Source organism: Maribacter sp., assembly GCF_039968975.1.
In the GTDB taxonomy this organism is placed as follows: Bacteria; Bacteroidota; Bacteroidia; order Flavobacteriales; family Flavobacteriaceae; genus Maribacter.
In genome coordinates this window covers 1-9,308 of sequence record NZ_JBDVOT010000214.1, presented here as the reverse complement: position 1 = coordinate 9,308, position 9,308 = coordinate 1, and the positions used below count along the sequence as shown (strand labels likewise).

The window sequence follows — 9,308 nt, the reverse complement described above, 5'->3', positions numbered from 1 at the left end:
ACGGACCAACGCGGTGTACTATATAGCGAGAACCAGGACTACCTGGAGCAGATCGCGGAACGCTCGGGGAGGTACGAACTGAAGAACATCGGGCTGAACTCGAAGGTATCGGACTTTGCACCTTCGTTCTATGAAAAAGGATTGGTCTTTTCTACGGCAAGGGACAGCGGACTGCTATCTAAGAACATCCATAAATGGAACAACGGTTCGTTCTTGAACCTATATAAGGCATCACAGGACGACCAAGGGAATTTCACCGATGTGGACAAGCTGAGCAAGAAGCTGAACAAGAAGACCCATGAATCGTCCACGGCGTTCACCAAGGACGGACAGACGATGTACTTTACACGTAACAACTCCGATGACGGCAAGTTCGAAAGGGACGAAGAAGGCGTAAGCAGATTGAAGATATACAGGGCGACCAAAGAAAACAATGAATGGAAAAATATCGAGGAACTACCTTTTAACGGGGACAGCTATTCGGTGGCACATCCTACCTTAAATAAAGAAGAAACGAAATTGTACTTTGCCTCGGACATGCCGGGCACGAAAGGGCAGTCGGATATCTACGTTGTGGATATCAACAAGGACGGCAGTTTCGGTACACCGAAGAACCTGGGAGAGAGAATCAATACCGAGGCAAGGGAAACTTTCCCCTTCGTGACCCAAAGCGATAAACTCTATTTCTCATCTGACGGTCATCCTGGACTAGGGGGATTGGACGTCTTCGCGACCGACCTTAAGAACGAAAGAGGAGAGGTATACAACATAGGACGTCCCTTGAACGGAGAAGAGGACGACTTCTCGTACATTATCAACGAAGAGACGAAGAAAGGCTTTTTCGCATCGAACAGAAAAGGCGGACAGGGGAACGACGATATCTACAGCTTTGTGGAAATGACACCGTTGGACTTCACCTGTCATACAAATATCACGGGAATAGTAAAGGACGAAAAGACCAATGCCCTGTTAACGGATGCATCGGTAACGGTATACGACAAGGATAACCAGGTAGTATCAAGTTCGAGCACGGACGATAAGGGAGCTTTCGAGATGGAAGGCAACTGCGCGAAAGGTAGTTACAAAGTAGTGGCTACCAAGACCGACTATGAGGAAGGTAACAAGACGTTCATGACGGTAAAGGCGGAAGATGCCATAGGCATAGAGATCGTACTGGCACAGGTAGACCCATCCGCACCGATAGGAACGGACCTTGCGAAATACCTGAACATAGAACCGATCTACTTCGATTTCGACAAATATTTCATCAGGGAAGATGCGAGGATCGGTATCGAGAAAGTACTGGCATACCTTAACGAATACCCGAGTGTGAAGGTACAGGTGCGCTCTCATACGGATTCAAGGGCCAACGACAGTTATAACATGCGACTGTCTGCCAACAGGGCAAAGGCAACTGCGGATTACCTGATAGCTGCGGGCATACCTAGCAACAGGATATCGTACGAAGGCTATGGCGAGACGGAGCTTACGAACGATTGTAGCAACAACGTTCCATGTAGCAAAGAAAAGCATCAACTGAACAGAAGATCAGAGTTCATTGTGGTAGAATAATCAACATAGACCAACACATATTGAAAAGGGAAGGAGCATAGCTCCTTCCCTTTTTTTGTTACGTAAGAAGCATATTAATTAATATACTTGTCTTTTTTAGATATTGTTCTAATAGAAACCAAGTTCTTTGTTTTTAAACTATTTAACTTTTACTATGCTTACTATTATTGTTTACTTTCTTCCTTTATTATTTTTTGTGATTTTTATAATTTGGAGATTATGGTTTTATAAGAAAACGATTGATTTTAATGATTTTAACCCAAAGTGGCGAAGTATTCTAAATAAAGAGGTTTCGTTTTATAAGGAATTATCTGTTATCGATAGGACTCGTTTTGAAAAAGAATTATTATATTTTTTTGAAGATGTCACTATTACTGGAGTGAAAATTGAGATAGATGATACTGATCGCTTATTGGTTGGAGCAAGCGCAGTAATACCGCTATTCGGATTTCCTGATTTACGTTATCGTAATATTAATGAAGTGCTACTTTATCAAGGTAGTTTTAATGATGAACACCAAACAGAAGGTGATGGACGGAATATTTTAGGAAAAGTAGGTAAAGGTAATATGAATCGTTTAATGATTTTGTCACTACCCGCCTTACGTGCAGGATTTAAGAATGAGAATTCATCTAGTAATGTTGGTATTCATGAATTTGTTCATTTAATAGATATGGCAGATGGTGCCGTTGATGGTATTCCAGAAAGTCTTATGCAAAAACAATATGTAGCTCCTTGGTTGAAATTGATGCATAAAGAAATTGAAAGTATCAAAAAAAATAAATCTGATATTAATCCATATGGCGCAACAAGTGAAATAGAATTTTTAAGTGTTGCAAGTGAATATTTCTTTAACAATCCTGAAAAATTTCAAGATAAGCATCCTGAGCTTTATAGTTTAATGAAGAAGATGTATAGGTATTCTATTTGATTATAATTTGCCCTTTAATTATTAGTTGTCAAATAAAATTCTATTTATCTAATGTTAAATTGATTTCTGTAAAATCTTAATGGAAATTTTATAGTTTCAAGATTTTATTAAAATAGACTTTTTTAATTTTTTGCCTAAAACAAAAAAACCTCCAAATAATAAATATTTGAAGGTTTAAAAGTGACCTGGCTGGGGCTCGAACCCAGGACCCTCTCCTTAAAAGGGAGATGCTCTACCAACTGAGCTACCAGGTCAAAATGAATAAAGAACTTACTAGGTCATTGAGAGAAATAAATCAACTCAAAAGTTTAAATAAAAAAGCCCCTTTTTTTTGAAGAGGCTAATATTTAGTGGTGACCTGGCTGGGGCTCGAACCCAGGACCCTCTCCTTAAAAGGGAGATGCTCTACCAACTGAGCTACCAGGTCAAAAGCATATTAAGAATTAATATTCCCTCAATGCGGGTGCAAATATACGTCGATAACTTTATTTTGCAAGCCATTTACAAGATAAATTTATTTTTTTTTGAAAACCCTTTTATTTAGTCCAATTTTGTACAAATGAAAGATGTAAAAATAGTTTTGGTAGGTTACATGGGTAGTGGTAAATCTACAGTTGGTAGAATAGTGGCTAACCATTTGAATATTAATTTTTTAGATTTAGATGATTATATCGAAGAAGCTGAAGTCATGTCAATAGCTTCTATATTTGAGACCAAAGGTGAAATCTATTTTAGAAAAAAAGAAATAGAATATCTCAATAAAATATTTTCAAATGAAGACAGTTTTGTGCTTTCATTAGGTGGTGGTACGCCATGCTTTGGAAAAAATATGGAGCACATCAATGAAAATACTGCCAATTCTTTTTATTTAAATATTGGTATACATGAATTGACCAATCGTTTAAAGAAAGAAAAAAGTCATCGTCCAATGATTTCTCATTTAGAAGATGAAAAGTTAACTGAGTTTATTGGAATGCATTTATTTGAGAGAAGCTTTTTCTACAATCAAGCACATCAGAAAATAAAGATAAATAAAAATACACCTACAGAAATTGCAGAGATGATTATAAATAAGTTAGTCTAAATAGACTCTGTCATTTTTTGTTTCAAATAGAACATTTACATGTTCTTGCAAAGAAGTTGACAAGGAAATTCCTTTATAGTCTGCCTTAACAGGATACTTCTTATGATTTCTATTGACCAGTACTGCTGTTTTAAGTTGCTTTAATGGTGTTTTTAGAAAATGATGTACTCCATATATTAATGTAGTTCCGGAATTTAGGACATCATCTACGATTACTACAGATTTATTTATGAATTCATCATCGGGCAGTGATGTGGTTACGCCACTTGACAAAGGGTCATTTTTATCCATCGTTAATTTACATAACACAATTTCAGCTTCGGTAATTTTTTTGAGCTTTGCTGCAATTTTCTTTGCAAATTGTAATCCGCCGCCGTCTATACCTGCTATAATAATTTCTTCTTCATAAACATTTGCCTCATAAATTTGATATGCTATACGTTCAATTTTATATTGAATCTGTTGATGTGAAAGTATGATTTGCTGCATAAGGTATTCTTAAAACAATAAAGATAGGTATGTTTTTAAAAGTTTTGGTTAATCTTCGCTTTCTTTACTTTTAATATTTGGCTCTGTAGTTTGATCTTCACTAGTAGTTGATGGACTTTCTAAATAATCATCTATATCTCGTCTATCTTTTTTAGTAGGCCTACCAATTCCTTTTTTACGGTAATAGTCTTTAGAATATTGTAAAAGTTCATTATGCTCAAAGGCTTCTTTGGGTGTGGTGTCCTTTCTGTATATGTCAACTAATTTTGCGCCAACACGACTAGGTGGTATATCTAAAACTGTAAGTTTATAATCGATTTGATTCTTGCGTACCACGATTTCATCCATCGGAAAAACTTCTTTTCCCGGCTTAGCGGTGTTACCATTAATCTTTACATGTCCTTTTTTGCATGCTGTAGAGGCAATGTTACGGGTTTTAAAATATCGTATACTCCACAAGAATTTATCTACGCGCATTATAGGTTGTATTTCTTTGTTAACTTCCAAACAAAAATAGGGGAAAATTGTATCTTGCGCGTTCAAAATAAATTATTGATGAAATTAAGAAATGCATATTTACTAATAGCTGGCTTAATTATATTAGGTTCCTGTAGAAATGATGATGATGCTATAGGTGAAGTTGTACCCCCAAGGTTATTAAGTGAAGTTACTATAGAGGATGATGCTGAGATTATAGAATTTTTGAAAACTCATTTTTATAATGATGATGAGTTTGAAACGCCGCCTGAAGGATTCGATTTTAAAATAAGATTTGATACCATTGCTGGAGATAATAGTTCTAGACAATCACTTTTTGATAGCCCTAATTTAATTACACAAACAATTACTGTTGATTCTGAAAACTTAGGAAGGCCTGACGATGATGAAATAGTTGATCAAACTCTTTATACCCTAGTGGTAAGACAAGGAATAGCTGATGGCAAACCGACTATTGGTGATAATGTTATTTTGAGATATGAAGGGTTATTGTTAGATGGTACTCTTTTCGACGCTTCTGTTAATCAGCCAATTCGTTTTAATCTTTCTTCAGTAGTGCAAGGTTTTGGTAACGGTATGAAAAACTTCCAGACAGGTAACGGTCCTATTGAAAATGGAGATGGAACTGTTAGTTATGATGGATATGGTATTGGAGCTATTTTTATGCCTGCAGCTTTAGCATATTTTGATTCGTCTCCGAACACTATCGTACCAACATATTCACCATTGATTTTTAAGGTTGATGCATTTACTTATGAGCCAGATTCAGATTTTGATGAAGATGGTATACCTTCAATTTTGGAAGATTTAAATAATGATGGAAACTTAAATAATGACAATACCAATGAAGAGTTAGAAGCTAATTTATTTATTTATGTTGCGAATTATACTGATCCAGATGATGACGGTGATGGTATTCTGACCATAGATGAAATTGAACTAGATGCAGATGGTAATTTTGTTGGTTTCTTAGATACAGATGGTGACGGTACGCCCGATCATCTTGATAATGATTTATAAAAAAAACATTTTAAAGCATAAAAAAACCTCTTAAGAATACTTAAGAGGTTTTTTATTTTTCTCATTTCGTTTACATCGTTAAAGACAAACTTAATATCAATTGATCTGGTCTTGTATCTATTCTACTAGGACCTAAATTAGTAATATTAGTATTGATAAAAGAAGCTTCATTATCGCTGAAACCTCTTTCATAACGTAAATCTATTCCTAATTTGCCAAGGTTGACTCCGGCACCAATATTCATCCCTACTGAAAAATCATTTTCTACATCATCAATAGTAATGCCGTCAAATTCGGTATCTAAAATGTATTGAAAACTAGGACCAGCAAAAACATGTAATGGTCCAACTAGATTGATTCCTAATAATACTGGTACATCTAATTTGCTCATGTCAAAATCAGATCCGTCGTAATCAGACTTTGTTTTAGTATATACCAACTCTGGTCTAACATATACTTTAGATGCTCCAATTTTTCCGAAGATACCCACATGGTATCCAACATTTCTATCGGGATTTCTTGCTGCATCTCCTGCAGATTCAAAATAATCTCCGTTAGCATTGTAATTTAATCCCCCTTTAATTCCAAATCCCGAATCACTCTGTGCTATCCCATAAAACCCAGAGAGCGCCATAAAGGCCGCTAAAATTGTTTTTTTCATAATCATTGTTGTTTTGAGTGAATTTGTATCAAATACGATACCAAATGTTCCCTTTCTCGTTATACCATCAGAACGGAGGTAAAATATCTTTATTGTTTACAAGCGTTTTTGGGTTAAATTCAGTTTTATAAAGTTACAATCCCCAATATCTTAGTTTGTTATTTTGAGTAACATCTTTGCTTTTAATTAAGTTTTTCCCAAAGACAGTTCATTATATTTGCAGCTAGATTTAGAAAGTTTGAAGTTTACACTACACAATACCGATTTACAATCAAAGGCTAGGGCAGGTACTATCGTTACTGATCATGGTACTATTGAAACCCCAATTTTTATGCCAGTGGGCACGGTGGCCTCTGTAAAAGGAGTGCATCAAAAAGAATTAAGAGAAGAGGTGAACCCAGATATTATTCTTGGAAATACCTATCATTTATTTCTTAGACCTAAAACCGAAATTTTAAAAAAAGCAGGTGGACTCCATAAATTTATGGGTTGGGATAGAAATATTTTAACCGATAGTGGAGGTTACCAAGTATATTCTTTATCAGGCAATAGAAAGATAAAAGAGGAAGGGGTAAAATTTAAATCGCACATAGACGGTTCTATGCATTTATTTACGCCGGAGAATGTAATGGAAATTCAGCGTGTTATCGGTGCTGATATCATCATGGCTTTTGATGAATGTACACCTTACCCGTGTGAGTATAATTATGCCAAACGATCGATGCATATGACCCATAGGTGGTTAGATAGATGTATTAATCATTTGGAAAAAACACCTTTTGAATATGATTATGCACAGACATTTTTTCCAATTGTTCAAGGGTCAACATACAAAGATTTAAGAAGGCAATCTGCAGAGTATATTGCAAATGCGGGTGCTGAAGGTAATGCTATTGGCGGTTTGTCTGTTGGTGAGCCTGCTGAAGAAATGTATGGTATGACAGAGGTAGTATGTGAAATTCTACCAGAGGATAAGCCAAGATATTTAATGGGTGTTGGTACACCTATTAATATATTAGAGAACATTGCCTTAGGAATAGATATGTTCGATTGCGTAATGCCAACAAGAAATGCTAGAAACGGAATGTTGTTTACGGCACATGGTACCATTAATATTAAGAACAAGAAGTGGGAAGATGATTTCTCGCCTATTGATGAAATGGGAAATACTTTTGTTGACCGTGAGTATTCTAAAGCATATCTAAGACATTTGTTTGCAGCTAACGAATATTTAGGTAAACAAATAGCAACAATTCATAACTTAGGCTTTTATATGTGGTTGGTTAGAGAGGCGCGTAAACATATTATTGCAGGTGATTTTAGAGGGTGGAAAGACATCATGGTTAAACAAATGGATAAAAGGCTATAATGCTATCAATAATAGATAAATACATTCTAAAACGGTACTTAGCAACATTTTCTTTGATGCTATTGTTATTCATTCCCATTGGTATTATGGTGAATTTGGCAGAGCAGATCGGTAAAATGATCGATAATGAAGCACCGTTGAATGAAATAGTCATGTATTATGTAAATTTTACGATATACATTGGTAATCTATTATTTCCTATTTTTCTATTCTTATCCGTTATATTTTTTACCTCTAAACTCGCAAATAATACAGAGATCGTTGCCATATTAAGTTCTGGGGTTTCTTATGGGCGATTTTTAAGACCTTATATTATTGGAGCATCTATGGTTGCGGTATTGATGTTCTTTATGACCATGTTTATTGTACCCAATGCTAGTGTGGGTTTTAATGAGTTTAAGTATAAATACCTTAAAAAAGGGAAACAAGATAGGGTCACCAATAATATTTTTAATCAGTTGAATGAGACTGATTTTATATACGTAAGTAGCTTTGACCCTGCTAGGCAACTAGGTCATAATTTTACCTTTGAGCGCTTCAAAGAAAATAATGAATTAGATTTTAAAATATCTGCAGCTAATATTAGATGGGTAGATAAAGATTCTAGTTACCGTTTAACGTCTTATAAAAAACGAACCATTATTGGAGATTCGGCAATTATAGAAAGTAAACGTAGGTTAGATACCATTTTTGCTTTTGATATTGGTGATTTAACTCCCGTGTCATACGTTGCGGAAACAAAGAACCTTTTTGAATTAGATACCTTTATTAAAGATCAGCGAAGAAAAGGAGCCTCTAATATAAATACCTACGTATTGGTAAAGTATAAGCGTTGGGCATTACCATTAACGGCTTTTATATTAACTATTATAGCTGTTTCGGTATCATCGGTTAAAAGGCGTGGCGGTATGGGCGCTAACTTGGCATTTGGTATTTTAATAGCTTTTATATTTATATTCTTTGATAAGGTATTTGGTGTACTTGCAGAGCAATCGGGCTTTTCTCCTTTGCTTGCAGTTATTATACCTAATGTTCTATTTGGATGTCTGGCATTTTATTTACTTCAAAATGCAAAAAGATAGAATACTTAATCTACTACATTTACATTTCATTGTATTTATCTGGGGCTTTACAGCTATTTTAGGAAAGTTGATTACTATTGATTCTTTACCCTTGGTATGGATTAGAATGGGGTTAGCTACAATATTTATAGCAGTATATATTCTCTTTGCCAAGTTTAGTCTAAAAGTACCAAAGAAAACATTTTGGTGGTTAGTTGGCGGGGGTATTGTTGTGGCATTACACTGGGTTACTTTCTTTTTGGCAATAAAGGTTTCAACCGTATCTGTAGCACTGGCAATGATGTCTACAGGTGCTTTTTTTACAGCTTTGATGGAGCCGTTTTGGTATAAACGAAAGATAATTGGTTATGAGATTTTCTTTGGTTTAATGGTCGTTGCTGGACTATATTTAATTTTTAAAGTAGAGACAGAATACGTCTATGGTATGGTCATCGCATTAATATCGGCATTTTTGGCAGCGGTCTTTTCTTTGATTAATGGTAAGCTTGTTCAAAATAATAGACCATCTGTTATTTCTTTTTATGAATTGGGTGTGGGCATGGTTTTCTTGTCGTTAGTTTTAATGGTTAAAGGTGATTTTAGCATGTCATTAATAGTATTAC

10 protein-coding genes and 2 tRNA genes are annotated in these 9,308 nt (G+C 35.2%); 7 read left to right on the top strand and 5 right to left on the bottom strand.

What is annotated here, in order from left to right; translation table 11 throughout:
* A partial coding sequence (locus ABJI11_RS14295) for an OmpA family protein (protein ID WP_348353612.1) occupies positions 1-1,572 on the top strand: 1,572 nt, incomplete at its 5' end.
* Positions 1,573-1,768: 196 nt separating this feature from the next.
* The gene (locus tag ABJI11_RS14290) at positions 1,769-2,503 is read left to right on the top strand and encodes a M90 family metallopeptidase (protein ID WP_348353610.1); all 735 of its coding nucleotides are present in this window, start codon (positions 1,769-1,771) and stop codon (positions 2,501-2,503) included.
* Positions 2,504-2,684: 181 nt separating this feature from the next.
* Here the strand turns inward: ABJI11_RS14290 and ABJI11_RS14285 are convergent.
* Both ABJI11_RS14285 and ABJI11_RS14280 read right to left on the bottom strand, forming a co-directional pair.
* Positions 2,685-2,757: transfer RNA gene (locus tag ABJI11_RS14285), tRNA-Lys, on the bottom strand.
* Positions 2,758-2,854: 97 nt separating this feature from the next.
* Positions 2,855-2,930, bottom strand: a tRNA-Lys gene (locus ABJI11_RS14280).
* 132 nt (positions 2,931-3,062) lie between these two features.
* Here ABJI11_RS14280 and ABJI11_RS14275 point away from each other — a divergent pair.
* On the top strand, positions 3,063-3,587 hold the full coding sequence (locus ABJI11_RS14275; RefSeq protein WP_348353608.1) for a shikimate kinase: 525 nt from the start codon (positions 3,063-3,065) through the stop codon (positions 3,585-3,587).
* On the opposite strand, the gene ABJI11_RS14270 is transcribed toward ABJI11_RS14275, so the two are convergent.
* Complete coding sequence (locus ABJI11_RS14270) at positions 3,579-4,076, bottom strand: phosphoribosyltransferase family protein (RefSeq protein WP_348353605.1); 498 nt, start codon at positions 4,074-4,076, stop codon at positions 3,579-3,581. The two genes, ABJI11_RS14275 and ABJI11_RS14270, sit on opposite strands and share 9 nt — an antisense overlap.
* A 48-nt stretch (positions 4,077-4,124) precedes the next feature.
* Complete coding sequence (locus ABJI11_RS14265; RefSeq protein WP_348353602.1) at positions 4,125-4,553, bottom strand: RNA-binding S4 domain-containing protein; 429 nt, start codon at positions 4,551-4,553, stop codon at positions 4,125-4,127.
* Between the two features lie 78 nt (positions 4,554-4,631).
* Here ABJI11_RS14265 and ABJI11_RS14260 point away from each other — a divergent pair, with 78 nt between their 5' ends.
* The gene (locus tag ABJI11_RS14260) at positions 4,632-5,594 is read left to right on the top strand and encodes an FKBP-type peptidyl-prolyl cis-trans isomerase (RefSeq protein ID WP_348353599.1); all 963 of its coding nucleotides are present in this window, start codon (positions 4,632-4,634) and stop codon (positions 5,592-5,594) included.
* Between the two features lie 70 nt (positions 5,595-5,664).
* Here ABJI11_RS14260 and ABJI11_RS14255 read toward each other — a convergent pair whose 3' ends face one another.
* Complete coding sequence (locus ABJI11_RS14255; protein ID WP_276494790.1) at positions 5,665-6,255, bottom strand: porin family protein; 591 nt, start codon at positions 6,253-6,255, stop codon at positions 5,665-5,667.
* Positions 6,256-6,493: 238 nt separating this feature from the next.
* Here ABJI11_RS14255 and tgt point away from each other — a divergent pair, with 238 nt between their 5' ends.
* From tgt to ABJI11_RS14240, 3 genes are all read left to right on the top strand, one after another.
* On the top strand, positions 6,494-7,624 hold the full coding sequence (gene tgt / locus ABJI11_RS14250) for a tRNA guanosine(34) transglycosylase Tgt (RefSeq protein WP_348353596.1): 1,131 nt from the start codon (positions 6,494-6,496) through the stop codon (positions 7,622-7,624).
* Positions 7,624-8,706: an LptF/LptG family permease gene (locus tag ABJI11_RS14245; protein ID WP_276494788.1), complete on the top strand. Its 1,083-nt coding sequence runs from the start codon at positions 7,624-7,626 to the stop codon at positions 8,704-8,706. Before tgt ends, ABJI11_RS14245 begins: the two co-directional genes overlap by 1 nt.
* Positions 8,693-9,308, top strand: a 616-nt coding sequence (locus tag ABJI11_RS14240) for a DMT family transporter (protein WP_348353592.1), incomplete at its 3' end; no start/stop codon positions are given. The genes ABJI11_RS14245 and ABJI11_RS14240, both read left to right, overlap by 14 nt.